Here is a 24,800-nt window from a genome sequence, read left to right on the forward strand (position 1 = left end):
TTTCCACGATGCGGCAGCCCGCGGAAAATCGCGGTCGTCTCAATTGGTTAGGGCAAGATATCCGTGGAAGCGTTTCACTCGAACAGCGGCGCCAGCTCCATCTGCGGCACGAGCACGAGGCCCTTGTCGGTGATGCGAATTTCCGGAATGACCGATAGCGGAATCAAATTGAAGCCCATGTAGGGGATGGTACAGCCGGCCTCCGCCCATTCCGTCTTCAGCACTTTGACTTCTTCAGCGACTTCGGTGACGCGCTTGTCAGAGAGCAGGCCAGCGATCGGCAGCGGCACCAGCGCCCTCACCTTGCCATCGGCGACGACGCAGACGCCGCCCTGCTGCGCCTTGATGGCTGCGATCGCGACCTGCATGTCCCCCTCGTTGGTGCCGGCGACAATGATGTTGTGGCTGTCGTGGCCGACGCTGGAGGCGACCGCGCCGCGCTTCAAACCAAAGTCCTTCAGCAAGCCGTATGCGACGTTGCCGGCCGATTTGCCGTGACGCTCGACCACGGTGACGAAGCACAGGCTGTAGCGCGCGAACAGCGACGGCCAGTCATTGGCCGGCTCGATCGCGACCTTTTCATGGATCAGCGTGATGCCGGGCAGCGCAGTCTTGATCGCGTTGACGGTGCAGGCCTTCGCCGGCAATTCCGGCGTCAGCTTCAGGTTCTCTGGTAGCTTCACGGTGACATAGGCCGCCTTCGGATATTGATAGCGCTGCGACAGCGCCTGATCGAGCCGCGGCGTGATCTTGCGGTTTTCGACGACCAGCTCGCCGCCATACCAGGTCGATTGCGGCTTGAGATTGTCGTCCATCAGCACGAGATCGGCGCGGCGGCCACCGCCGAGGCCGCCGATGTCGCCGTCCGTGCCGAAGCGAGTGGCGCCATGCAGCGAGCCCATCGACCAGGCCTGCTCCGGCGACATCCCCGCCTTGACGGCTTCGCGCACCACCCAGTCGAGACCGAACAGCAGGATATCATCGGCGTCGCGGTCGTCGGTGCACACCGCGGTCCGCTTGTGCGAAGCCCCTAACTCGGTGACGGTGCGGATCGCCTGCGGCAGCGAATGCCAGGGCGTGGTCGGCGGTCCGCCGCGAAGAAAAACCCAAACGCCGGCATCGAGCAGATCATCGGCGATGTCGCGGTCGATCGCTTCATGGGTGTCGGTCACGCCGCTTGCCGCATAGGCGGCGACGAATTCGCGGCCATAGACATGGCCGGAGACCGGCCGTCCGCGCTTCAAGGCCGCCGCGAGGATGGCGTGGCTTCGCTCGTCGCCCATCGTTACAGGCACGAAATCCATCTTTTCGCCGAGCGCCACCGCTTCGGGCCAGCGGTCGAACAGGCCGGCGATCTTGTCGGGCGTGAGGTCGCCGCCGGCCGTCTCCAGTGCAGCCGAGGTCGCCGGCACGGTCGACGGCACCGTCAAGAAGATCGAGAGCGGCGCTTCGCGGGCGTCCTCAAGCATCGCCTCGACGCCGGCGACATCCATGACATTGCCGATCTCGTGGCTGTCGCAGAAGATCGTTGTGGTACCGTTGAGGAGCGCGGCCTCGGCATAGGCGCAGGCCGTCACCATCGAGGATTCGATATGGATGTGCGGATCGACCAGCCCCGGCGCGATGATGCCGCCGGCGGCATCATACACCGCAACGTCGCTCCAAGCTTTCCTGGCCGTGCCGGCGGCCTTCACCGCGGCGATGCGGCCGCCGGTGATCCACAGTTCCCGACCGGGATGGATCCGCTCGGAATAGGTCGAGAGCACCCGCGCGCCCGTGATGACGAGATCGGGCGCGAGGCGCGCCGAAGCGACGTCGGCAAGGCGCCGGGTCATTGCATGCAGCGGAGCGACTGCGAAGCGGGTAAGTTTGGTCATCTGGACCCTCGCGTGGCGTTACGGCCGCACGATGGTTACGCCCTGCTCCAAACCGGGCAAGCTCAAATATAACGGCACACCCTGCTTACGCCTTAGGCGCCGACCCGCCTGCCGCCCCCGAGCTTGCTGGTCTGCGCGGGTTCCGCCTTCTCGGCGGTCGTGCAGCAGTGGGCTTGATCCGAATCCGCATCGACCGGCCCTTTGGCTCATCAATTTCGAACGAATTCGTCTTTCGCACAAGATCGCTCAGCTTGCGGGAGCCGTAGGTTCTCGAATCGAAATCGGGGGCAAGGTTGGTAAGCCCTTTTCCGACTTCCCCGAGAGAAACCCATCCGTCTTCGCTTTCCATCTGGGCGATGACTTTCTTGATCATGGGGACGGCCGCGTCAGGCGGCTGAAGCGAGGCCGACCTCGAGGCGGCATCCTGGGTGTTCGCCGGGGCGGCAAGCAGGTTCTCGGTGTAGACGAACTTTCGGCAGGCCTGCCGAAAACTTTCCGGCGTCTTCTGCTCGCCGAACCCGAAGACATCGACGCCCTGCTCCCGGATGCGGGCGGCGAGACGGGTAAAGTCGCTGTCGGACGAGACCAGGCAAAAGCCGTCGAACCGGCCGCTGTGAAGCAGGTCCATGGCGTCGATGACCAGCGTGATGTCGGAGGCATTCTTTCCCGTCGTATAGGCGAACTGCTGCTGCGGGATGATGGCGTGCTTCGACAGGATGTCGGCCCAGGCCCTGGACCGGGCGTTGGAGAAGTCGCCATAGATGCGGCGAACGCTCGCTTCGCCGATCTTGGCAATCTCCTCGAACAGTCCATCCGCGATCTTTGCGGAAGCGTTGTCAGCGTCGATCAGGACGGCGAGACGGGGCGAACGAAGCTCGGAAGGCATGATATTCCCCACGAATGACGCGACAACGGTGGACGGATATACCGATGTCGGGGCTCTTAGCGCCAGGGCTGATTTCGCAGGGGGCACGGCCGACCGAATCTGGACTCAGGCTGTTTTCGGCTCCGGCACGACGCCGCCGAGCGCAGCCGTGAGCTCTGCGGCCACTTCGCGCACCATCCGGCCGACCTCAGGCAATCGATCGTCCGTGATTCGGCTGGTCATGCCGGACACCGAGATCGCGGCGAGCGGCTCGGCGAGCGCGTTGTAGACCACGGCGGCGACGCAGCGCAGGCCCATCTGCGCCTCCTCGTCATCGATCGCAAACCCCTGCTTGCGGACCGCCGCCAGCTCCTTGAACAGGTCGCTTGGCCGCACGATGGATTTTTCCGTCAACCTGGGCATGCCGTGATGGCGGATGACAGCGCCGACATCCTCGTCGGAATAGGTCGCAAGCACGGCCTTGCCGACGCCTGAGGTGACCATCGGGACGCGGCCGCCGACCTTGGTCAGCGAGCGCATGATCTCGCGGCTCTCCATGCGGGTCAGCACGATGATGAATTCGTCGTCAACCACGGCGAGATTTGCGGTCTCGCGGGTGAGATCGCGCAGCTTGCGCAAATAGGGAATCGCCTGCGCGGTGAAATTGCGCCGCCGCGCGAAGCTCGCGCCCACGGTAAAGCTGCGCACGCCGACATGCCATTTGGATTCGGCGCGGTCGAACTGTACGAAGCGGCGGCTCTCCAGCGTCGCCAGTAGGCGGTGCACGGTCGAGGCCGACAGCCCGGTGCGAACGGCGAGATCGCTGAGGCGATAGCCTTCGTCGTCCTCGGCCAAAGTCTCGAGGATCGACAGCGCCCGGTCGACGGACTGCACGCCGCCGTCGCGATCGGCCTCCGATGCCGATCGTGTTTCGAGCGATTTGCGCTGGATCACGTTCCTGCTCATCGCGACCTGCACGTTCTCCCTCGCCCCGTTCTTACGGGGAGAGGGTTGGGGTGAGGGGCTGCTTCCACGATCACGGTGACAAAGAGACTCGCGGAGAGTCCCCCTCACCCGGATTTCTTCGCAATCCGACCTCTCCCCGCACGCGGGGAGAGGTGAACAACCACCCGCTTCGGATCATGCCGAAGCGGCGTCTCTTCTCAGAGCAGGCCCGCGCCGCGCGCCCACTTGTACTTGGCGCCGAGCACCTCGACCGGCAGTTCGGTCGAATAGGCATAGGCCGGGATGCCGTTCTGGTAGAGGTATTCGGCGGCTTCCTCGACCTCGACGTCGCCGGCGAGCGAGGCCACGATCGGCTTCACAAAGCCCTTGGCCTCCATCTCCTTCTTCACCTCGACCATGTTACGGGCGAACACCATCGGCGGCGTGACGATGGTGTGCCAGTAGCCGAGGATCAGCGAGTGGATGCGCTCGTCCGACAGGCCGAGCTTCACCGTGTTGACGTAGGTGATCGGCGGCTCGCCACCGGTGATATCCACAGGATTTCCGGCCGCGCCGAACGGCGGGATGAACTTGCGGAAGGCCGCATCGAGATCCGGCGGCATCGACATCAGCGACAGGCCGTTGTCGACGCAGGAGTCCGACAGCAGCACGCCCGAGCCGCCAGCACCGGTGATGATCAGCACGTTCTCGCCCTTCGGCGTCGGCAGCACCGGCACGCCGCGGGCGAATTCGAGCAGCTGCCGCAAGCTGCGGGCGCGGATCACGCCGGACTGCGCCAGCACGTCCTCATAGATCTTGTCGTTACCGGCGAGCGCGCCGGTGTGCGACGAGGCCGCCTTCGCGCCGGCCGAGGTGCGGCCGGCCTTGAGCACGACGACCGGCTTCTTCTTGGAGACGCGCTTGGCGGCTTCCGCGAAGGCGCGGCCGTCCTTGAGGTCTTCGCAGTGCTGGGCAATGATCGAGGTGTTCGGATCCTGCTCGAAGAAGGCGAGCAAATCGTCCTCGTCGATATCAGACTTGTTGCCGAGGCCGACGATCGCGGAGACGCCCATCTTGGCCGAGCGCGAGAAGCCGATAATCGCCATGCCGATGCCGCCCGACTGCGACGACAGCGCCGCGTGGCCCTTCACGTCGTAAGCCGTGCAGAAGGTGGCGCAGAGGTTCGCCGGCGTATAATAAAAGCCGTAGATATTCGGCCCCATCAGGCGAATGTCGTACTTCTTGCCGACCTCGACGATCTCGGCCTGCAGCTCCGGCGCGCCGGCTTCAGCGAAGCCCGACGGGATCAGCACCGCGCCCGGGATCTTCTTCTCACCGCATTCGATCAGCGCCGCAGCCACGAACTTCGCGGGGATCGCGAACACGGCGGTGTCGATCACACCCGGTACGTCCTTGACGCTCTTGTAGGCCTTGTAGCCGAGGATCTCGGCGGCCTTGGGATGGATCGGATAGATGTCGCCCTTGTAGCCGCCGTTGATGAGGTTCTTCATCACGGAGTTGCCGATCTTGCCGTCTTCGGCTGAGGCGCCGACCACGGCGACCGCCTTCGGCTGCATGATGCGGCTCATGGCCGCGACGATCTCTTCGGTCGGGCGCGGCTTCGGCTTCGGCTTGTAGGCGAAGTCGACGACGATGCGCACGTCGGCCGCGATCGCGTCCTTCGCCGTCGCAAACACCGGATTGAGGTCGAGCTCGACGATCTCAGGGAAATCGGTGACGAGCTGCGAGACCTTGACGATGACGTCGGCCAGCGCCGTGCGGTTAACGGGCTCGCCGCCGCGCACACCCTTCAGAATCTCATGCGCCTGGATGCCGTCGAGCATCGAAAGCGCGTCTTCCTTGGTCGCGGGCGCGAGGCGGAAGGTGATGTCCTTCAAGACTTCGACCAGCACGCCGCCGAGGCCGAAGGCGACCAGCTTGCCGAACGAACCGTCGGTGATCGAGCCGACGATCACTTCGGTGCCGCCGGCCAGCATCTGCTGGACCTGGATGCCCTCGATCTTGGCATCGGCCTTGTACTTCCTGGCGTTCCCGAGAATGGTCTCGTAGGCCTTCTCGGCATCCTGCGCCGTCTTGACACCGACGATGACGCCGCCGGCCTCGGTCTTGTGGAGAATGTCCGGCGAGACGATCTTCATCACCACCGGGAAGCCCATCGAGGACGCCATCTTGCCGGCCTCGCCCGCCGACTTCGCCACGCCCTCCTTCGGCACCGGAATGCCGTAGGCGTCGCAGACCAGCTTGCCTTCCGGGGCGGTCAGGCTGGCGCGGTTGTCGGCCTTGACCTGGTCAAGGACCTTGCGGACGACGTCTTTCGAATTGGACATATGGCTTCTCCCTTGACCTTCAGTTCTTGCTTTGCAAGGCGCGCGTGATGCGGCTGCCCGTGATACTCGCCATCGCCGCGCTCTGTTCCGCGCGGCGGAATGCAGCGGCAGAAATGCCTGGACTACACTGCCGGTTTGGATCAAAAATGGCTAGCGATGGCATTTGGTATGCCAGAAGCCAACTTGTCAAGTCAGAGACCACCTTAGAACGCCGCAAAAAATAGGCAGCTTGACATTCTGGCATATGGTATGCCAAAAACTTTCCGGTAATATTCCTGTAAAAGACGACTCCCACTGGAGGAGAATCGTCGTGTCACTGCGGAAACCAACCAAGGCGTTGCCGAACATGGCCGAGGCAGACATCGCAATCGTTCGTATTGCCCCGGAGAGCAGCTTCAAGAACAAGGCGTATGATGCCTTGAAGGAAGCCATCCTCAAGATGGACATCTACTCGACACCCGAGCCGGTGATGCTGGACGAGCGCGCATTGTCCGAACGCCTGGGTGTCAGCCGCACGCCGATCCGCGAAGCCATCGCGATGCTCGAGCAGGACGGTTTCGTGAAGACCGTTCCGCGCCGCGGCATCATGGTGGTGCGCCGGACCAAGAGCGAGATCGTCGACATGATCCGCGCCTGGGCGGCGCTGGAGAGCATGGCCGCGCGCCTCATCACCACGACCGCGCGCAAGAAGGACATCACTGCGCTGCGCGACTACTTCAAGGACTTTGGCAAAGACCGCCTGCCCCAGGATCACGTCGAGGAATATTCGCGCGCCAACATCGCCTTCCACCAGGCGCTGATCTCGTTGTCGGAATCTCCGGTGCTGGTCGATCTCACCAACGATCTTCTGTTGCACGTGCGCGGCTATCGCCAGCTCACGATCGGCCGCAAGGACCGCACCGCGACGTCGCTGCCCGAGCATCTCGGCATGATCGAAGCGCTCGAGGCACGTGACACCGAGCTCGCCGAGAAGCGCGCCCGCGATCACACCCTTGGTCTAGCCGCTTACGTCGAAGCGCACGGCCAGGAACTATTCACGTAGCTCTTCACCTGACAACATTCACCAGAAGGGCGAAAAATTCGCCCCGTTATCTTGAGACCAGGGAGACAAGGCCCATGCTGAACACCGCGACCAAGTCCGAAGCACCGGGCACCGAGCAGGAACTGACGGATGGCTTCCATCTCGTCATCGACGCGCTCAAGCTGAACGGCATCAACACCATCTATAATGTGCCGGGCATCCCGATCACGGATTTGGGCCGCATGGCGCAGGCCGCCGGCCTTCGCGTGATCTCCTTCCGCCACGAGCAGAACGCCGGCTACGCCGCAGGCATCGCCGGCTACCTCACCAAGAAGCCCGGCGTCTGCCTGACGGTGTCCGCGCCCGGCTTCCTCAACGGCCTCACCGCGCTCGCGCACGCCACCACCAACTGCTACCCGATGATCCTGGTCTCGGGCTCCTCCGAGCGCGAGATCGTCGACCTCCAGCAGGGCGACTACGAAGAGATGGACCAGCTCGCGATCGCAAAACCGCTGTGCAAGGCGGCCTATCGCGTGCTGCACGCTCAGGATATCGGCATCGGTTTTGCCCGCGCCATCCGCGCGGCGGTCTCGGGCCGTCCGGGCGGCGTCTATCTCGACCTGCCGGCAAAGCTGTTCGGCCAGGTGATGAACGCCGAGGCCGGTCAGAAGTCGCTGGTCAAGGTGATCGACGCTGCGCCCGCGCAGATCCCCTCGCCTGCTTCGGTCAAGCGCGCGCTCGACGTGCTGAAGGCCGCAAAGCGTCCCCTCATCATCCTCGGCAAGGGCGCGGCCTACGCGCAGGCCGATGAGGAGATCAAGAACTTCGTCGAGAAGAGCGGCGTGCCGTTCCTGCCGATGAGCATGGCCAAGGGCCTGCTCCCCGACACGCATCCGCAATGCGCCGGTGCCGCGCGTTCGACGGTGCTGAAGGACTCCGACGTCGTCATGCTGATCGGCGCGCGGCTGAACTGGCTGCTGTCGCACGGCAAGGGCAAGAGCTGGGGCGAATCCCCGAAGAAGTTCATCCAGGTCGACATCGAGCCGAGGGAAATGGATTCCAACGTCGAGATCGTCGCGCCCGTCGTCGGCGACATCGGCTCGGTCGTGTCCGCCTTCAACCAGGCGCTTGCGTCGGGCTGGACCGCTCCTCCGGCCGAATGGACCAAGGCCATCGCATCCAAGCGCGACGAGAACGTCGCCAAGATGGCGCCGAAGCTGATGAACAACAAGTCGCCGATGGACTATCACGGCGCGCTCAGCGTGCTGAAGAACGTCATCAAGGATCACCCCGAGGCGATCCTGGTCAACGAAGGCGCGAACACGCTCGACCTCGCCCGCGGCGTCATCGACATGTACCGCCCACGCAAGCGTCTCGACGTCGGCACCTGGGGCGTGATGGGCATCGGCATGGGCCAGGCGATCGCGGCTGCGCTGGAGACCGGCCACCCCGTGCTGGCGGTTGAAGGCGACAGCGCCTTCGGCTTCTCCGGCATGGAGGTCGAGACCATCTGCCGCTACGACCTTCCGATCTGCGTCGTCATCTTCAACAATGACGGCATCTATCGCGGCACCGACGTCAACAGCGTCAACGCCGATCCGGCGACAACCGTGTTCGTCAAGGGCGCGCGCTACGACAAGATGATGGAAGCCTTCGGCGGCGTCGGCGTGAATGCGACCTCGCCCGACGAGCTCAAGCGCGCCGTCAACGAGGCGATGGCTTCACGCAAGCCGACGCTCATCAACGCGGTGATCGATCCGGCCGCGGGCTCGGAGAGCGGCCGCATCGGCAACCTCAATCCGCAGAGCGTTCTGCAGAAGAAGAAGTAATGGACCGCCGGGTCATTCCCCGCGCAGGCGGGGAATCCAGTAATCGCCGAACCATCCTTCAGGCGAGCACTGAGGCCCAATTGAACCTTCAGCGAATACTGGATGCCCGCCTTCGCGGGCATGACGGAAACAGAATGGTAACAGGAGCAACACGATGACCAAAGCGCTCGAGGGCGTTCGCATTCTCGACTTCACCCACGTCCAGTCCGGACCGACCTGCACGCAGCTGCTCGCATGGTTTGGCGCCGACGTGATCAAGGTGGAGCGCCCGGGCGTGGGTGACATCACCCGCGGCCAGCTGCAGGACATCCCGAACGTGGACAGTCTGTATTTCACCATGCTCAACCACAACAAGCGCTCGATCACGCTCGACACCAAGAACCCCAAGGGCAAGGAAGTCCTCACCGAGCTGATCAAGAAATGCGACGTGCTGGTCGAGAACTTCGGCCCCGGCGTGCTCGACCGCATGGGCTTCCCCTGGGAGAAGATCCAGGCGATCAACCCGAAGATGATCGTCGCCTCGATCAAGGGTTTTGGTCCCGGGCCGTACGAGGACTGCAAGGTCTATGAGAACGTCGCGCAGTGCACCGGCGGCGCCGCCTCCACCACCGGCTTCCGCGACGGCCTGCCGCTCGTCACCGGCGCGCAGATCGGCGACAGCGGCACCGGCCTGCATCTGGCGCTCGGCATCGTCACCGCGCTCTATCAGCGCACGCATTCGGGCAAGGGCCAGAAGGTCACTGCCGCGATGCAGGACGGCGTGTTGAACCTCGCGCGCGTAAAACTGCGCGACCAGCAGCGCCTCGAGCGCGGCCCGCTCAGGGAATACAGCCAGTTCGGCGAAGGCATTCCGTTCGGCGATGCCGTGCCGCGCGCCGGCAACGATTCCGGCGGCGGCCAGCCCGGCCGCATCCTGAAGTGCAAGGGCTTTGAGACCGATCCCAACGCCTACATCTACTTCATCACCCAGGCGCCGGTCTGGGAGAAGATCTGCGACGTGATCGGCGAGCCGACCTGGAAGACCGATCCGAACTACGCCAAGCCGGCTGCCCGCCTGCCGCGCCTGAACGAGATCTTCGGCCGCATCGAGCAGTGGACGATGACCAAGACCAAGTTCGAGGCGATGGAGATCCTCAACAAGGATGACATCCCCTGCGGCCCGATCCTGTCGATGAAGGAGATCGCGGAAGACCAGTCGCTGCGCGCGACCGGCACCGTGGTCGAGGTCGACCACCCGACCCGCGGCAAGTACATCTCGGTCGGCAACCCGATCAAGCTGTCGGACTCCCCGAGCGACGTGCAGCGCTCGCCGCTGCTCGGCGAGCACACCGACGAGATCCTGCGCAGCGTGCTCGGCTTCAGCGATCACCAGGTCGCCGATATCCACAAGTCCGGCGCGCTCGATCCGCCGCAGAAGCAGGCCGCCGAGTAAGCGGCACCACAACGCTTCAGACGAAAGGGCCGCCCTTCTAGGCGGCCTTTTTGCGTCAGACGCGCCGTACGGCCGCAAGCCCAAAGTAAAAACAAAAAACAACCCCATGCACAGTAGCGAACCCCTTGGCGGGTATAGGGAACTTCGTATTTTACGAATTTCCTTTGACGCGTCGGGCAAAACAGGCGTAGGATGTCATCATGCGAAAAGTGAGGGTCGGCCCATCGAAGGGCGTCTCGACGCAGAGGCTCGCCACTGCGGCGCGCCGACTTTTCGAGGAACCAACGCGGTGGCCGTCAGTTGCTTATCCAGACCCGACTTCTCCGCTCCAAGGACAACGCACCGTTCACCAGCCCGCGAACGCGGACAGGACGTCGGCGCGTTCGCGGATCATACACGTCCAGACAAAATCGAGATCGACATGCTGAAAGATCAAACCTCCGATCGCGCCAAGCGTGAGGCCAACAAGGCGTTCAAGCCTGCCACAACGCAGAAGCCGATGAATGACTACGCGAAGGACCAGCACTCCCTGCACGAGAACCGTGAGCGGCTGAAAGCGGAACGATTGGCCCGTGAGGCTCAGCCGAAAACACGCGAAGACTAGGACGCGGACAGGAGTTTTCCGGCAAATCGGATGTCCTGTGCCTCACCGGGCCTTAGCGCCAACCGTACCGGCAGACTCTTCCATCGACCACCGCATGAATTTTGGGCCTGAGCGGATATCAACCTGCGCCGCGCCCTCCCGGTGAGTCCCAGCGGACCTTGCGGCACTTAGGCCAGAACGGCTTCTACGACGCTGACCGGTGATTGTGTTGCCACGACGCGACTGAGGTGGAAACCAGCCTTGTCCAGTAGACTGGCGTACTCGGTTTCCGTGCGCTCCTGCCCACCGATCAACGCCAGCATCACCATATCCAGTATCTTCCCCGGATGTGGAGCGTCACCGGGAGGCAGGACCATCTCGACAATGAGCAGTCGTCCATCCGGCTTCACGGCTCTGCGACAATGACCCAGAATTGTCAGGCACTGGTCATCGGTCCAATCGTGCAAGATATGCGACAAGATGTAAGCGTCGCCGCCCGAAGGCACGGACAGAAAAAAATCTCCAGCCTCGACGGTCACACGACCCGTAACGCCGTTCGCTTTGAGCGTTTTTTCAACATCGATCACAACGTGCGGCTGATCGAACAACAAGCCTCGAGGCTCTGGGTATCGTCCAAGTATAGCACCGAGCATATTGCCAGATGCCCCTCCAACATCGACGACGGTCTGGAACATAGAGAAATCGTAGGCCGCCGCGACCGCTGGCGGTTCTCCTCCATGAAGCCCAACCATTGCTTCACTAAACACTGAAGCGTCTTCGGGATGTTGAGCAAGATAGTCGAAGAACGGCACCCCGTGTGCTTTTTCGAAGCCTGTACGGCCTGTTTCCAAGGAATGAAGTAGATTGGCGAAGCCACTTCCGACCCAACTACTTCCCGTCATGAGCAACGTCGATCTTGCCGAGCCCGGAGCATCCGACCTTAATGCCTCGCCGAGCTTCGTTAACGAAAATCGCAGTCGTTCACCTTCAGTGAGAAGCCCCAGACTGGCCATCGTTCTCATCAATCTGTGCAAGGAGGGGGCATGCAGAGCTGACGGGCCGGCCAGCTCCACAGCACTCTTCGGTCCATCAGCAAGTTTATCAGCCAACCCAAGCTTCGCCGCGATGTGCACGACATTAGCGACCGCGCCGCCTGTCCCCATCTGTATCAGCTGAGCATGCGGCGGGAGGCACGGAGTAGCCGCCTGAATCGATTCCGACATAACCTGCTCCAAGTTCGAGCGTCTCTTCCGGGGGTATTTTCACTCAGACGAGAGTGCCAAGGCATGCGCGGGTACGCCTGACCTACGGCTTACTTTTTCCTTACCACCGGCTTATTCTTGCGGGTGCGATCGGTGCTGGTGTCTCGACGATCGGCGGCCACCTGGGGGAACGGCAAGTTGCGCTATTTGTTCGAGAATTACGTATTCGACACGGACCGCCGCGAGTTGCATCGCGACGCGGGAGTCGTCGCCATCGCGCCCAAGGTTTTCGACCTGCTCGATTATCTGATCCGCAACCGGGAGCGCGTCGTCAGCAAGGACGATCTCATCAATGCCGTTTGGAACGGGCGCAGCGTGTCCGACGAAGCGCTGACAACTCGCCTTAATGCCGCGCGAAATGCGATCGGCGATTCCGGTCAGGAACAGCGCCTGATCAAGACACTGCCGCGAAAGGGCTTCCGTTTCGTCGGACCCATTCTGCAAGCGCAAGGACCCGCCGGCGCGCCGATCTCCAACGACCGTCCGATGGAACACCCAAGACCCGTCCTTGCGCTTCCCGACAAACCTTCCATCGCGGTGCTTCCGTTCCAGAATCTAAGCGACGATCCGGAGCAGGAATATTTCGCCGACGGCATGGTCGAGGATATCATCACGGGACTGTCGCGATCGAAATTGCTGTTCGTCATCTCGCGCAATTCGAGTTTCACCTACAAGGGCGAAGCCGTCGACATCAAGCGGATCAGTCGTGAGCTTGGTGTTCGCTACGTCCTGGAAGGCAGCGTGCGCAAGGCCGGACGACGGGTTCGGGTGACCGGGCAATTGATCGATGCGTCCACGGACACGCACATCTGGGCGGACAGGTTCGATGGCGAGCTCGAAGACATCTTCGATCTGCAGGACCGCCTGACGAGCGGCGTGATAGGCGCGATGTCTCCGCAGCTTGAGCGGGCCGAGATAGAGCGCGCACGGCGCAAACCGACCGAAAGCCTCCAGGCCTATGACTATTATCTGCGCTCTAAATTCAGCATCTACCAGTGGACGCGGGAGGGCAGCGTTGAAGCTCTCAGGATGACTAAACTTGCCATTTCGCTCGATCCTGCATTTGCCGTCGCCTACGCCTCCGGAGCAAACATTTTCGGTCAGAAGAAAGGGTTCGGATGGATCGAGGACGCGGCAAAGGAGCGGGCCCAAAGCCGACAACTGGTCGAACGAGCGGTGCAGCTCGACCAGGACGATCCTCTGGTGCTTGCGCACGCAGCACATGTCTATTCCTACATGCTCGGAGAGCCGGAGACCGGCTCGGCTCTTGCAGCAAGAGCCATTGCACTCGACCCCAATCTGGCTATGGCGCGTCTTTGGGCAGGCTGGGCTCAGGTTTTTCTCGGCAATCACGATGCAGCGATCGAGCAATTCTCGGCAGCAATTCGCTTGAGTCCGGTCGATCCCCACCTGTTCATTCCGCAAACCGGGATGGCCTTCGCTCATTTCTTTGCCGAGCGATATGAGGAAGCTCTGTCCTGCGCCACGAGCGCCATCCAGCGCCAGCCGAATTTTCTGGGCGCGCAGCGAATACTGATGTCGAGCCTTGCGATGGCCGGGCGCACCGCCGAAGCCCGTCGCGCCTGCGACGCAGTCCTGCAAAGCGACCCCGCTCTGCGGATTTCCGGCATCAAAAGTTCGCCGTTTCGCCGGCTCGAAGATGTCGAGAAATTGGGACAAGCCTGGCGAATAGCTGGCGTGCCGGATGACTGCTTTTGACGCATACTGCGCTGCGCACGAATTTGGTCGCTATAGCGGCAAAGCCGGCGCAGGCATCTTCGCATCACGCCGTCGGGTTTATGGGTAAACGGCCTAGGGTAGAGTCACCTAGAGCATCGACAGCACAACGACGCCGTCTTCGAGCTCTCCCGAATCCAGCCGCGTCCGTGCGATGCGCTCGAACTCCGTGCGGTATTTTTGAAGGTAGCTGAAAGCCTGCTTCTGGGTCGCAAAGGTGGTCGCAAGCTGGCAGAGCTGCCGCCCGGCGCCGTGCGCGAGAAAGAAGGTGATGGTGCCACCGCCGTCCGGCTTGATCCTAGGCACGATCCGCACTCCCTGGCATGTGACCGGCCCTGTCGCATCGTTCGGCAGCGATATTGACGTCGGCTATTGCGGCGGCTTTCTCTTGCGCTTCGTCGGGGTCGGGGCCGGCAACGATGCCTGAAGGGTGGCATCGGCTGCTTCCCTGGCCTCACGCAACTGGCGAAGCCGCGCCATGTTCTTGCGCAGGTCGACAGCCTGCTTTTCGGCGTCCAGCATCGCTTGCGCGCCTTCTTGAGCAGCCAAGCGTTGGCGGTTGGAGCGCGCGATGCTTTCGGGTGACGGTTCGGCCGATTTCCTGGCGCTCATCTTTCACCCTTTCGGCAACAGACAAAACCCGCTCAATCCAGGGATCGAGCGGGTCGCATGGCCGTTTCAGTACATCCGTGAAACGGCACTGATGGACTTAAGCCAGCGAGAGATTCTCAGCGCTGACCTTGCCTCGCATCTTGTCGGTCTTGGCCTCGAAGTTGACCTTTTGGCCCTCGGCGAGACCACCAAGACCAGCCCGCTCGACCGCGCTGATGTGAACGAACACATCGTTGCCGCCGTCGTCGGGCTGAATGAATCCAAAACCCTTCTGGCCGTTAAACCACTTCACAGTACCTGTTGCCATTTTTCTTCTCCAAAGAGCACAAATGTGCGTTCCGCGTGATACTCACGCAGAACCGTTTCAATTCGTCGATGTCGATGGAAAAGGAGCCCGCGGGCGCATTCAACAAGGCACAGCGGCTGAACGAACAACCCTAAGGTATACCTTGCCGTCGAAATTAGCAAGGCTTTGGCCGGATTTAATCGCGCCCCCCGGTATGGGGGCGCGTAATATCGCCAACGCTCCCAACCGAGTAACGCGGAACTGCACCAGACAGCGTTGGGATATGGTGACGCCAAGACTCTAACCGGGCGCCAGCGCCTGCCCAACCGCATAGAGCGAGCATTCCTTCCAGGCGGCCGCGCATTGGTGCATCGCCTCGCTCTTCGCATCTTCGATCGTCCGCTGCGTGGAGGTCACTGATGAACAATGGCCTTCGCGATTCCAGGCATAGGCTTTGAGGTCGGTCCACGCCTTTACATAAGAATCGAAATAGCCCGCGCACGCCGCGTTGAGCGGCATCGGCGCCGGGATAGCCGCAGGCGGCGGCAATTCGACCAGTACTGACGTCGGCAGGCGCAGTTGATTCAGGAAACTCTCGACAGCCGGCCACCAAAAGTCGGCGGGCCCCATCGGCACCATGGCATGCCCGTCGACACCGAAGGGCGGCAGCACTCGCAATTGCGCAGGCGCGCCGGAAGCGACGTAAGCATCGAACATGCGACGGCCCAATGCCGGCGGCGCACTGCGATCGTTCTCCGAATAAGCCCACAGCGCTGGAATTCGCGCCGTGCGGCCAAAGATGCCGGCGTCCGCCACAAGATGATCCGGACTGCACGTGCGTCCCGGGACAGAACCGTGAGCCCCCTCGAAGTTGAGAATACCGATGACGCCCGCAGGATTGTCCGCCGCCGCGGCGATCACCGCAATGCCTCCGGTCGAATGCCCCATCAGCACGACCTGACCGGGCTCGACCCAGGGCTCGCTGCGGAGCGCGGCAAGTGCGCCGGTCACATCCTCAGCTGCGATCCGCGCAACAGCGAGATAGTCCCTGTTATCGCATGGTCCGGACAGCGTCTCGGCAAACGGTCCGTCTGAATGACCAAAGCCCCGCCGCATGATCGATGCAACGGCATAACCGCGCCGAGCAAACGCGACGGCCGGATTGAGCAGACTGGCCGGCGTATCGCGCGCCAGTGCGGCGCGAAGGGCTTCCCCGGTCCCTGGAATTGTCCCGTGAACCAGCAGAACCAGCGGAAAGCGCCCGGGGCGGTCCGGCCGGAGGATCATGGTCTCGAGCCTGACCTGGCTGCCATCGGCAAGCGTGATCGGCAGCATCCGATCCTGCCGAACAAGGCCCGGCAGCGCGGGATCGGCCGCGGCTGGCGACAGCAGAAGCACAAGCAAGCCGATCACGCAGCCCAGTCGCCTCATCCTCGCCTCCTCTCGAACGCGATGCTCACTGATCGCCGCCAGCGAGCTGCTCGCGAAAAAACTTCACCACCGCCGCGTCGAACTCGCGGTGAAAGCCGCGCAAGGATACCAGATCGCGCCCGACAGTGCCGGATCGGATTGGAGAAGTTGAATGCCTGCGGCCTCGGCAAATGAGCCAAGGCAGCAGAGTGCGACACGTGCCGCTCGCAGAAGAATGGGCGAAGCGGCGAGCGAAAAAATCTGACGCCGTCATGTCGGATCGGCGCAACTGCGTTCGTCCTCAGGCCATGATTGGGCAATAGACCTCACCGTCGAGCCCAGCATTCAAAGGGAACAACACCATGCCCAGCACCGTACGCCTGCACCGCGTTCTCACGACCAGCCCGGACAAAGTCTATCGCGCCTTCCTGGAGGCCGATGCGCTGGCAAAATGGCTTCCGCCCAACGGATTTGCCTGCACCGTGCATCATCTGGAGCCGAAGGCCGGAGGCACCTTCAGAATGTCGTTCCGGAATTTCACGACGGGCAACGGCCACGCCTTCGGCGGCGAATTCCTGGAGCTCGTCCCCGGCGAACGTCTGCGCTACACCGACAAGTTCGAGGATCCGAACCTGCCCGGCGAGATCGAGGTGACGGTGACGCTGAAGAAAGTCCTTGTCGGCACCGAGCTCGATATCACGCAGGCCGGCATTCCCGACGCGATCCCGCCGGAGGCCTGCTATCTCGGCTGGCAGGAATCGCTGCGCAACCTCGCGCGTCTCGTCGAGCCCGAGATCAAGCAGTAGCTTAAAGCCGGATCGCACCCGCAGAGGCGATCCGGATGAAAGCGGTTATCCGCGGGTCAATCCGTTCGATCGGATGCGCGGATCCACCCACGTCATTGCGAGCGTAGCGAAGCAATCCAGAGTCCCTCCGCAGAACGATTCTGGATTGCTTCGCTGCGCTCGCAATGACGGAGAATGAGGGACTTTCCGAGTGAACAACTCACATCGAGTCTGTGGAATTCTGCAGAGCCCATTGAACTGCTGCCAGCGAAGCAGGTCCGGCTGATTGCGAAGGATTGTTACGTGCCCTTCGGCTTGAGCCCGCCGTCCGCGGTCCAGCGATCCGGCTCGGGGCTGTGTCCGATCAGCGCGAGGCCGTAGGCGATCGACTCGAACTGATCGCCCGACATCAGCCGCTCGTTGCCGAACCGGTCGGCGAACAGTTTTCGCACCGCCGGCACGAACGAGGTGCCGCCGGTCAGGAACACCTTCTCGACCTCGCGCGCGGTGATGCCGGCTTCGCCCAGCACCTTGTCGACCGTGGCACCCAGCCGGGCGATGTCGTCGGCAATCCAGGCATCGAAGTTTTTCCGCGTGATGGTCGAGCCGATCTCGACACCGCCGCCCCTGAAGCGAAAGTCGACCTCGTCCTTGGCCGAGAGCGCGATCTTGGCGTCCGACACCGCCCGGTACAGCGAGAAGCCGAGATCGAGATCGACGATGGTGATGAAATCCTCGAGCAGCGCCGGCTTCAGCGCGGTGCGCGACAATTCCCTGAGCTCGCGCAGATCGCCGTTGCTCTTCATCAGCGCGAGCTGATGCCAGCGCGCGAGGTTGGTGTAGTGGCCGCTCGGGATCGGCAGCACCTTGTCGAACGAGCGAAAGCTCGAGCCTTTGCCGAGCCGCGGCGAGACGACGTGATCGACGATGCGATAATCGAACGTGTCGCCCGCAATGCCGATACCGGCATGGCCAAGCGGCTCGGCGCGCAAGACGCCGCCCGCGCGCGAGAAGCGCATCACCGAAAAATCGCTGGTGCCGCCGCCGAAATCCGCAACCAGCACGGTGGCATCGCGCTCCAGCCGGCGGGCGAAGGAGAACGCCGCGCCCACGGGCTCGTAGACATAGCGCGCGTGGCCGGCGCCGAGGCGTTCGAACGCGGCGCGATAGCGCTGCATGGCCAGATCGTCGTCGGGATTGCCGCCGGCAAAGCGCACGGGCCGGCCGACCGTGATGTTGGCCACCTCGAAGCCGAACCTGTCGCCGCCATGGCGCGCCAGCGTCCGCAGGAACGCCGCCAAAATATCCTCGAACTTGAAGCGCTGCCGGAACACCTGCGTGGTGTTGAAGCTGGAGCTCGCCGCAAAGGTCTTGAACGACTGCAGGAAGCGGTGGACGTGGCGGCCTTCGAGAAACTGCTCGATCGCCCACGGACCGCCTTCGGCCTGGGCACCGGCGCCCGGCCGGTCCTCCCAGAAGCACAGCGCCGAGACGTAGGTGCTGTGCCGTTGTCCGCCGTGATCGAAGCGGATGGCCTCGACCCGGCGATCGTCCACCGCGAGCGCTACGACCGTGTTGCTGGTTCCAAAATCGATGCCGATCGAGACGGCGGGCGAGGCGCTCGACATGAACCACTCTGCGGGATGATTGGAAAAGGGGGCGAACCACTAACCGTTTTGCACTGCGGTGCCAAGAGTCGAGCAAGGGCCGGGTTCAAGGACCGATTCGCAGTGACCCGGAGCCGCTTTCCTAGTCGTTTTGAGCCCCAAATCGCGCGTTTTGAGCCCAGACCGGCCCGCTTGACGAAGCATTATGCTGCAATGCGGCAGTTCGAATGCTGCTATGCAATGGCATGCATAGACAGTGGCATCTGGTATACATAGATTGCCTCCGAAAATGAGACAGTGATACTGACCGTCTCGAGAAAGGAAATTCAGATGTCCAAGACCGCTTCCGTCGCCCTCGCCCCGACCTCCTCGCTGTTCGCTCGCTTCATGGCCGCCGTCGACCGCTTCCTGATGGCGAGCGCCGAGATCTCCAACCACAACGGCGATCTGCCCCGCTTCGGCCTGTAAGGCCAAGACGAGGCCCGGCGCGTCGAATTGTCGCGGCGGTTGTAAAACCGGCAAACTCCTACTTTTGAAGAATGGCCCTGCTCTGCGGGGCCATTTCTATTTGGGAATCGGCACATTGCGCAGCCTCGCAAACGGGGTTGCGTCATAAGCGCACAATGGGCCGTGGCGCGCTTGAAGGCTTGGCATAATGAATACAAGAATGGCGCCAACGCTCGTTCAGAAAAACAGAAGCGCTATTGGAGGATTCATGACGGACATGGTGCAGACAACAACGGCTCCTACCGCCGCACGCGTCAGTGACACATATCGCTGGGCGCAATTGGCGATCGGCGTAGCGGCCATGGTGATGATCGCCAATTACCAATATGGCTGGACCTTCTTCGTCCCCGACATCCAGAAGAAATTCGGCTGGGATCGCGCCTCGATCCAGTGGGCCTTTACTTTGTTTGTTTTGTTCGAGACCTGGCTGGTGCCGGTCGAAGGATGGTTTGTCGATAAATACGGTCCGCGCCTCGTCGTGCTCATCGGCGGCGTCCTCTGCGCGATCGGCTGGGCGATCAACGCGGAGGCCACCACACTCAACGGCTACTATCTCGGCATGATCATCGCGGGCATCGGCGCCGGCGGCGTCTACGGCACCTGCGTCGGCAATGCGCTGAAATGGTTTCCCGACAAGCGCGGTCTCGCCGCAGGCATCACGGCTGCCGGCTTCGGTGCAGGCTCCGCGCTCACCGTCGCGCCGATCCAGGCCATGATCAAGGATTCCGGCTTCCAGACCACGTTCCTCTATTTCGGCCTCGGACAAGGCATCATCATCTGCATTCTCGCCTTTTTCCTGCTGGCGCCGAAGCCGGGCCAGGTGCCAAACGTGGTGGCGAATGCCGCGCTGGTTCAAACGCGTCGCAACTACCAGCCGACCGAAGTTTTGCGTCAGCCGATCTTCTGGCTGATGTACTTCATGTTCGTGATCGTCGGCGCCGGCGGCCTGATGGTGACGGCAAACTTGAAGCCGATCGCGGTCGACTGGAAGGTCGACGCCGTGCCGGTCACGCTGATCGGCATGACCATGACCGCGGTGACGTTCGCAGCGACCATCGACCGCGTGCTCAACGGCCTGACGCGCCCATTCTTCGGCTGGATCTCCGACATGATCGGCCGCGAGAACACGATGTTCATCGCCTTCGGCATGGAAGGCGTCGGGATCTGGATGCTCTATCTCTGGGGTCAGGATCCGATCTGGTTCGTGATCCTGTCGGGCTTCGTGTTCTTCGCCTGGGGCGAGATCTACTCGCTGTTCCCCTCGACCTGCACCGACACGTTCGGCGCGAAGTTCGCGACCACCAATGCCGGCCTGCTCTACACCGCCAAGGGCACCGCCGCGCTGCTGGTGCCGCTCGCAAACTATGTGCAGCAGACCTCCGGCCATTGGGACAACGTGTTCATGCTCGCGGCCGGCGCCAACATCCTGGCCTCGCTGCTGGCGATCCTGGTGCTCAAACCCTGGCGCAAGGTCGTGGTCGCGCAATCGACCGTCTGAGCTCGTTCGCACAACAGCGTCTCGCGGACCACGCCCGGCCTCACGGCCGGGCGTTTTCGCTTTGACCGAATATATCCAAATACCGGAAACCCGAAGGGAACCCGGCGCTTTCTTGAGCGCAATCGCACAATAGGACTTGCATTCTGGAATATGGTATACCAAGCTGCCGCCCGCGCTTGCGACGATAAGCCACAATATTTGCGACACTCCGTCATATAGGCGGCAGTGTCGCGACCAGACAGGCGCTTGGGAGGTTGTTGATGATGTCCAGCATGGACGGCGCCGTGACCGCTGCGCCCCTACGAACCGGTTTCCGTTGGCTCCAGCTCGCCATGGGCATCGTCTGCATGGCGATGATCGCGAACCTGCAATACGGCTGGACGCTGTTCGTCGATCCGATCGATCACGAACACCATTGGGGTCGCGCCGCGATCCAGCTCGCCTTCACCATCTTCGTCGTCACCGAAACATGGCTGGTGCCGATCGAGGCGTGGTTCGTCGACAAATACGGCCCGCGTATCGTCATCATGTTCGGCGGCGTGATGATCGCGCTGTCCTGGGTGCTCAACTCCTACGCCGATAGCCTTCCCCTGCTCTATACCGCAGCCGTCATCGGCGGCATGGGCGCGGGCGCGGTGTACGGCACCTGCGTCGGCAATGCGCTGAAATGGTTTCCCGATCGCCGCGGCCTCGCCGCCGGCGCGACGGCGGCCGGCTTCGGCGCGGGCGCAGCGCTCACCGTGGTGCCGATCGCGAGCATGATCGTCACGAGCGGCTATCAGCACGCGTTCCTCACCTTCGGCATCGGCCAGGGCGTGATCGTGTTCGTGCTCGCCTTCTTCATCCAGCCGCCGCGGATCTCGATCCCGCCGAAGAAGAAGCAGCTCAATCTGCCGCAGACCAAGATCGACTTCACCCCGCCGCAGGTGCTGCGTGCCCCTATTTTCTGGGTGATGTATCTCGTCTTCGTCATGGTCGCTTCCGGCGGCCTGATGACCGCGGCGCAGATCGCGCCGATCGCGCACGACTTCAAGATCGCCGACACGCCGGTCTCGCTCGCCGGCTTCCAGATGGCGGCGTTGACCTTCGCGATCTCGCTCGACCGCATCTTCGACGGCTTCGGCCGCCCGTTCTTCGGCTTTGTGTCCGACACGATCGGCCGCGAGCACACCATGTTCATCGCCTTCGGCACGGCGGCGCTCATGCTGTTGACTCTGTCGGCCTACGGTCACGTTCCGATCGTGTTCGTGCTCGCCACTGCAGTTTATTTCGGCGTGTTCGGCGAGATCTACTCGCTGTTCCCCGCCACCTGCGGCGACACCTTCGGCTCGAAATATGCGACCACCAACAACGGCATGCTCTACACCGCGAAGGGCACCGCCTCCCTGCTGGTCCCGCTCGCAAGCGTGATCTCGACCGCCTATGGCTGGAAGGCCGTGTTCGTGGTGGCGGTGGCGCTGAACGCGACGGCCGCGCTGATGGCGCTGTTCGTGATCAAGCCGCTGCGTCGCTCCTTCATCCTGGGCAAGGAAGCCGAGAGCGCCAACACCGCAACGGCAAGCGCAAAGACCGAGACGGCGTAGCCGACCACACGCCTGTCAGATCGGCAGAAGGGGCGCAGCGATGCGCCCCTTTTTCTTTGGCCCTCCCCTATCTTCTTTGGCGACGACAAACGTCAACAATGCTGCCGCAAGAATTTTCGGATGAGCCAAATCCAGTGCTTGACGATTGGCATTATGTATACCACACTTCGCTCATCATTTCACCCGAGGAGGTCGCAATGCTGGTCGGAGACATTCTGCGCAAGAAGACACCGCGCGTCGTCACGGTGCGAATGAACGAAACGGTGGGTATCGCTGCCAAGCTGATGCGAGCCAACAACATCAGCGCGCTGGTGGTGAAGGACGTGGTCCGCTCGGAAGGAAACACCGCGGTCGGCATGTTCACCGAGCGCGACGTGGTGCGCGCGGTCGCCGAGCACGGCGCCAATGCCGTCAACGTCAAGGTCTCGCAGCTGGTCTCGGTGCAGCAGCTGGTCTCCTGCACCTCCTTGGACACAATCGAGCACGTCAGGCATCTGATGAACCGGAATCACATCCGGCACCTGCCCGTGATCGACGACTACAGCCTCGTCTCCGTCATCAGCATGCGCGACATCGCGGCTGCCGTTGACGAGGCGACCAACAGCACATCGCAAGCAGCCTAAAGCGCGACCACTCCCCCCGCGACGACCGGCCCCGGCTCGGACAACTCCGAGCCGGACCGGATCTTTCGTCCCAAAATTCCGCTACCCCCGCGAGGATTTCATGAAGATCTGCATCTACGGCGCCGGCGCGATCGGCGGATATCTCGGCGTGCAGCTGGCGCGCGCAGGCGCCGATGTCAGCCTGGTCGCGCGCGGCGCGCACCTCGCCGCGATGCGCGAGCACGGCCTGACGCTGCTCGCCGGCGAGGAGAAGCACACCGTCCATCCCCGCTGCACCGACAACGCGGCCGAGCTCGGCGTGCAGGACTATGTCATCGTCACGCTGAAGGCGCATTCGATCACCGGCGTGATCGAGAAGATGCAGCCGCTGCTCGGGCCCCACACCCGCATCGTCACCGCTGTCAACGGCATCCCCTATTGGTACTTCCACAAGCACGGCGGCGAGCACGAGAATTCGACGCTGGAGAGCATCGATCCCGGCGGGCGGCAATGGCGCGAGCTTGGGGCCGAACGCGCGATCGGCTGCATCGTCTATCCCGCCACCGAGATCGAGGAGCCCGGCGTGATCCGCCACGTCTACGGCAACAATTTTCCGCTCGGCGAGCCTTCCGGCGAGGTCACGTCAGACGTGCAGCGCCTCGCCGACCTCTTCGTTGCCGCCGGCCTGAAGGCGCCGGTGCTCGACCGCATCCGCGACGAGATCTGGCTCAAGCTTTGGGGCAATGTCTGCTTCAACCCGATCAGCGCGCTGACCCATGCCACGCTCGACGTGATCTGCACCGATCCGTCGACGCGGGCGCTGTCGCGCGCGATCATGGTGGAGACGCAAGCGATCGCCGAAACCTTCGGCGTCAAATTCCGCGTCGATGTCGAGCGCCGCATCGAGGGCGCCCGCAAGGTCGGCGCGCACAAGACCTCGATGCTGCAGGATCTCGAGCGCGGCCGCCCGATGGAGATCGACCCGCTCGTCACCGTGGTACAGGAGATGGGCCGCCTGACCAGGATCCCGACGCCGGCACTCGACTCGGTGCTGGCGATGGTGACCCAGCGCGCCCGCGTCGCCGGCCTCTATGACAGCGTCTCCGCGCCATCGGATCCGCGCGCACTGGCGGTGGCGTGATGGCTGGCGAGATGAAGCAGTGGCTCCGCTTCCGCCACGCCGGCACCACCGGCTTCGGCACGCTGACCGCATCTGATATCAACGTGCATGACGGGGAGATGTTCGGCCGCAACACGGCTACCTGCAAGATGCTGGCGCTGTCGGAGGTCGAGTTGCTCGCGCCCTGCGCGCCCAGCAAGATCGTCGCGCTCTGGAACAACTTTCACGCGCTCGCGGCCAAGCTCAATCAGCCCGAGCCGCCGGAGCCGCTCTATCTGCTCAAGGCCACCACCACGATCACGGCGCCGGGCGCCGTGATCCGGCGTCCCTCTTATTACGACGGCAAGACCACCTATGAAGGCGAACTCGGCATCGTCATCGGCAAGACCTGCGCCCGCGTCTCGCCCAATGAGGCGGATGGTTTCATCTTCGGCTACACCTGCGTCAACGACATCACCGCCAATGACATCCTGACCAGCGATCCCACATTTCCCCAGTGGGCCCGCGCCAAGGGCATCGACGATTACGGCCCGTTCGGCCCTGTGATCGCGACCGGCCTCGATCCGGCAAAGCTCACGGTGCGCACCATCCTCAACGGCGCGGAGCGGCAGAACTATCCGATCGCGGACATGATCTTCAGTGCGCAAGCCCTCGTCAGCAAGATCTCCCACGACATGACCCTGCTCCCCGGCGACCTCATCGCCGTCGGCACCTCGGTCGGCGTCGGCGTCATGAAGGAGCAGGTCAATACGGTGACGGTGGCGATCGACGGCATCGGCGAGCTGACCAACGAGTTTCGGCTGTAGCCCCGCTTCCCCCGAGCGGCAGACGCAACCAGCCGTGGATTGCGCCCCTCGAAAAGGTCCGACAGCCCGCCCGGCCCTTGATCTC

Annotated in this window: 22 protein-coding genes; 12 read left to right on the plus strand and 10 right to left on the minus strand. The window is 62.9% G+C overall.

The window, feature by feature from the left end:
• Positions 1–74: 74 nt before the first annotated feature.
• From ABIC09_RS02765 to ABIC09_RS02780, 4 genes are all read right to left on the minus strand, one after another.
• Positions 75–1,877: an adenine deaminase gene (locus tag ABIC09_RS02765; protein ID WP_354108330.1), complete on the minus strand. Its 1,803-nt coding sequence runs from the start codon at positions 1,875–1,877 to the stop codon at positions 75–77.
• Positions 1,878–1,962: 85 nt separating this feature from the next.
• The gene (locus ABIC09_RS02770; protein WP_354108470.1) at positions 1,963–2,763 is read right to left on the minus strand and encodes an NYN domain-containing protein; all 801 of its coding nucleotides are present in this window, start codon (positions 2,761–2,763) and stop codon (positions 1,963–1,965) included.
• A 105-nt stretch (positions 2,764–2,868) separates the two neighbouring features.
• Positions 2,869–3,708 (minus strand): IclR family transcriptional regulator, encoded by an 840-nt coding sequence (locus ABIC09_RS02775; protein ID WP_354108331.1) that lies wholly within the window; start codon positions 3,706–3,708, stop codon positions 2,869–2,871.
• A 197-nt stretch (positions 3,709–3,905) separates the two neighbouring features.
• Positions 3,906–6,035, minus strand: a complete 2,130-nt coding sequence (locus tag ABIC09_RS02780; RefSeq protein ID WP_354031949.1) for an acetate--CoA ligase family protein — start codon at positions 6,033–6,035, stop codon at positions 3,906–3,908.
• Between the two features lie 346 nt (positions 6,036–6,381).
• Here ABIC09_RS02780 and ABIC09_RS02785 point away from each other — a divergent pair, with 346 nt between their 5' ends.
• The 4 genes from ABIC09_RS02785 to ABIC09_RS02800 all read left to right on the plus strand — a co-directional run bounded on the left by ABIC09_RS02785 (position 6,382) and on the right by ABIC09_RS02800 (position 10,921).
• Positions 6,382–7,077 (plus strand): GntR family transcriptional regulator, encoded by a 696-nt coding sequence (locus tag ABIC09_RS02785; RefSeq protein ID WP_354032183.1) that lies wholly within the window; start codon positions 6,382–6,384, stop codon positions 7,075–7,077.
• Positions 7,078–7,151: 74 nt separating this feature from the next.
• Complete coding sequence (gene oxc / locus ABIC09_RS02790) at positions 7,152–8,885, plus strand: oxalyl-CoA decarboxylase (protein ID WP_354108332.1); 1,734 nt, start codon at positions 7,152–7,154, stop codon at positions 8,883–8,885.
• A 154-nt stretch (positions 8,886–9,039) separates the two neighbouring features.
• Positions 9,040–10,317, plus strand: coding sequence for a formyl-CoA transferase (gene frc / locus ABIC09_RS02795; RefSeq protein ID WP_148754665.1), 1,278 nt, complete (start codon positions 9,040–9,042; stop codon positions 10,315–10,317).
• 421 nt (positions 10,318–10,738) lie between these two features.
• Positions 10,739–10,921 (plus strand): hypothetical protein, encoded by a 183-nt coding sequence (locus ABIC09_RS02800; protein WP_148754664.1) that lies wholly within the window; start codon positions 10,739–10,741, stop codon positions 10,919–10,921.
• A 167-nt stretch (positions 10,922–11,088) separates the two neighbouring features.
• On the opposite strand, the gene ABIC09_RS02805 is transcribed toward ABIC09_RS02800, so the two are convergent.
• The gene (locus ABIC09_RS02805) at positions 11,089–12,123 is read right to left on the minus strand and encodes a methyltransferase (RefSeq protein ID WP_354108333.1); all 1,035 of its coding nucleotides are present in this window, start codon (positions 12,121–12,123) and stop codon (positions 11,089–11,091) included.
• A 177-nt stretch (positions 12,124–12,300) separates the two neighbouring features.
• Here ABIC09_RS02805 and ABIC09_RS02810 point away from each other — a divergent pair, with 177 nt between their 5' ends.
• Positions 12,301–13,881: a winged helix-turn-helix domain-containing tetratricopeptide repeat protein gene (locus ABIC09_RS02810; protein ID WP_354108334.1), complete on the plus strand. Its 1,581-nt coding sequence runs from the start codon at positions 12,301–12,303 to the stop codon at positions 13,879–13,881.
• Between the two features lie 108 nt (positions 13,882–13,989).
• Here the strand turns inward: ABIC09_RS02810 and ABIC09_RS02815 are convergent, their stop codons facing one another.
• From ABIC09_RS02815 to ABIC09_RS02830, 4 genes are all read right to left on the minus strand, one after another.
• Positions 13,990–14,214: a hypothetical protein gene (locus ABIC09_RS02815; RefSeq protein WP_354108335.1), complete on the minus strand. Its 225-nt coding sequence runs from the start codon at positions 14,212–14,214 to the stop codon at positions 13,990–13,992.
• 54 nt (positions 14,215–14,268) lie between these two features.
• Complete coding sequence (locus ABIC09_RS02820; RefSeq protein WP_148754660.1) at positions 14,269–14,511, minus strand: transcriptional regulator; 243 nt, start codon at positions 14,509–14,511, stop codon at positions 14,269–14,271.
• A gap of 97 nt (positions 14,512–14,608) precedes the next feature.
• The gene (locus ABIC09_RS02825) at positions 14,609–14,818 is read right to left on the minus strand and encodes a cold-shock protein (protein WP_148754659.1); all 210 of its coding nucleotides are present in this window, start codon (positions 14,816–14,818) and stop codon (positions 14,609–14,611) included.
• A gap of 279 nt (positions 14,819–15,097) precedes the next feature.
• Entirely contained in the window at positions 15,098–16,228 is a 1,131-nt protein-coding gene (locus ABIC09_RS02830; protein ID WP_354108336.1) for an alpha/beta hydrolase family protein, read from the minus strand.
• Between the two features lie 341 nt (positions 16,229–16,569).
• Between ABIC09_RS02830 and ABIC09_RS02835 the strand changes: the two genes are divergently transcribed.
• Positions 16,570–17,013 carry an SRPBCC family protein gene (locus tag ABIC09_RS02835; RefSeq protein WP_354108337.1) on the plus strand — a complete coding sequence of 148 codons (444 nt, stop codon included), beginning with the start codon at positions 16,570–16,572 and terminating at the stop codon, positions 17,011–17,013.
• Positions 17,014–17,291: 278 nt separating this feature from the next.
• Here ABIC09_RS02835 and ABIC09_RS02840 read toward each other — a convergent pair whose 3' ends face one another.
• Complete coding sequence (locus tag ABIC09_RS02840) at positions 17,292–18,620, minus strand: Hsp70 family protein (protein WP_354031943.1); 1,329 nt, start codon at positions 18,618–18,620, stop codon at positions 17,292–17,294.
• A gap of 309 nt (positions 18,621–18,929) precedes the next feature.
• Here ABIC09_RS02840 and ABIC09_RS02845 point away from each other — a divergent pair, with 309 nt between their 5' ends.
• The 6 genes from ABIC09_RS02845 (at position 18,930) to ABIC09_RS02870 (ending at position 24,715) form a co-directional block, all read left to right on the plus strand.
• A complete protein-coding gene (locus ABIC09_RS02845) occupies positions 18,930–19,067 on the plus strand; it encodes a hypothetical protein (RefSeq protein WP_187435250.1) in 138 nt (45 codons plus the stop codon).
• A 247-nt stretch (positions 19,068–19,314) separates the two neighbouring features.
• Positions 19,315–20,604: an oxalate/formate MFS antiporter gene (oxlT, locus tag ABIC09_RS02850; RefSeq protein ID WP_354084531.1), complete on the plus strand. Its 1,290-nt coding sequence runs from the start codon at positions 19,315–19,317 to the stop codon at positions 20,602–20,604.
• Between the two features lie 260 nt (positions 20,605–20,864).
• The gene (gene oxlT / locus ABIC09_RS02855) at positions 20,865–22,187 is read left to right on the plus strand and encodes an oxalate/formate MFS antiporter (RefSeq protein ID WP_354084530.1); all 1,323 of its coding nucleotides are present in this window, start codon (positions 20,865–20,867) and stop codon (positions 22,185–22,187) included.
• 197 nt (positions 22,188–22,384) lie between these two features.
• Positions 22,385–22,810: a CBS domain-containing protein gene (locus tag ABIC09_RS02860; protein ID WP_148754653.1), complete on the plus strand. Its 426-nt coding sequence runs from the start codon at positions 22,385–22,387 to the stop codon at positions 22,808–22,810.
• Between the two features lie 100 nt (positions 22,811–22,910).
• Positions 22,911–23,930 carry a 2-dehydropantoate 2-reductase gene (locus ABIC09_RS02865; RefSeq protein ID WP_354108338.1) on the plus strand — a complete coding sequence of 340 codons (1,020 nt, stop codon included), beginning with the start codon at positions 22,911–22,913 and terminating at the stop codon, positions 23,928–23,930.
• A gap of 11 nt (positions 23,931–23,941) precedes the next feature.
• Complete coding sequence (locus ABIC09_RS02870; protein ID WP_354108339.1) at positions 23,942–24,715, plus strand: fumarylacetoacetate hydrolase family protein; 774 nt, start codon at positions 23,942–23,944, stop codon at positions 24,713–24,715.
• Positions 24,716–24,800: the final 85 nt, after the last annotated feature.

The organism is Bradyrhizobium sp. S3.12.5, from assembly GCF_040548225.1.
Classification (GTDB): Bacteria; Pseudomonadota; Alphaproteobacteria; order Rhizobiales; family Xanthobacteraceae; genus Bradyrhizobium; species Bradyrhizobium cytisi.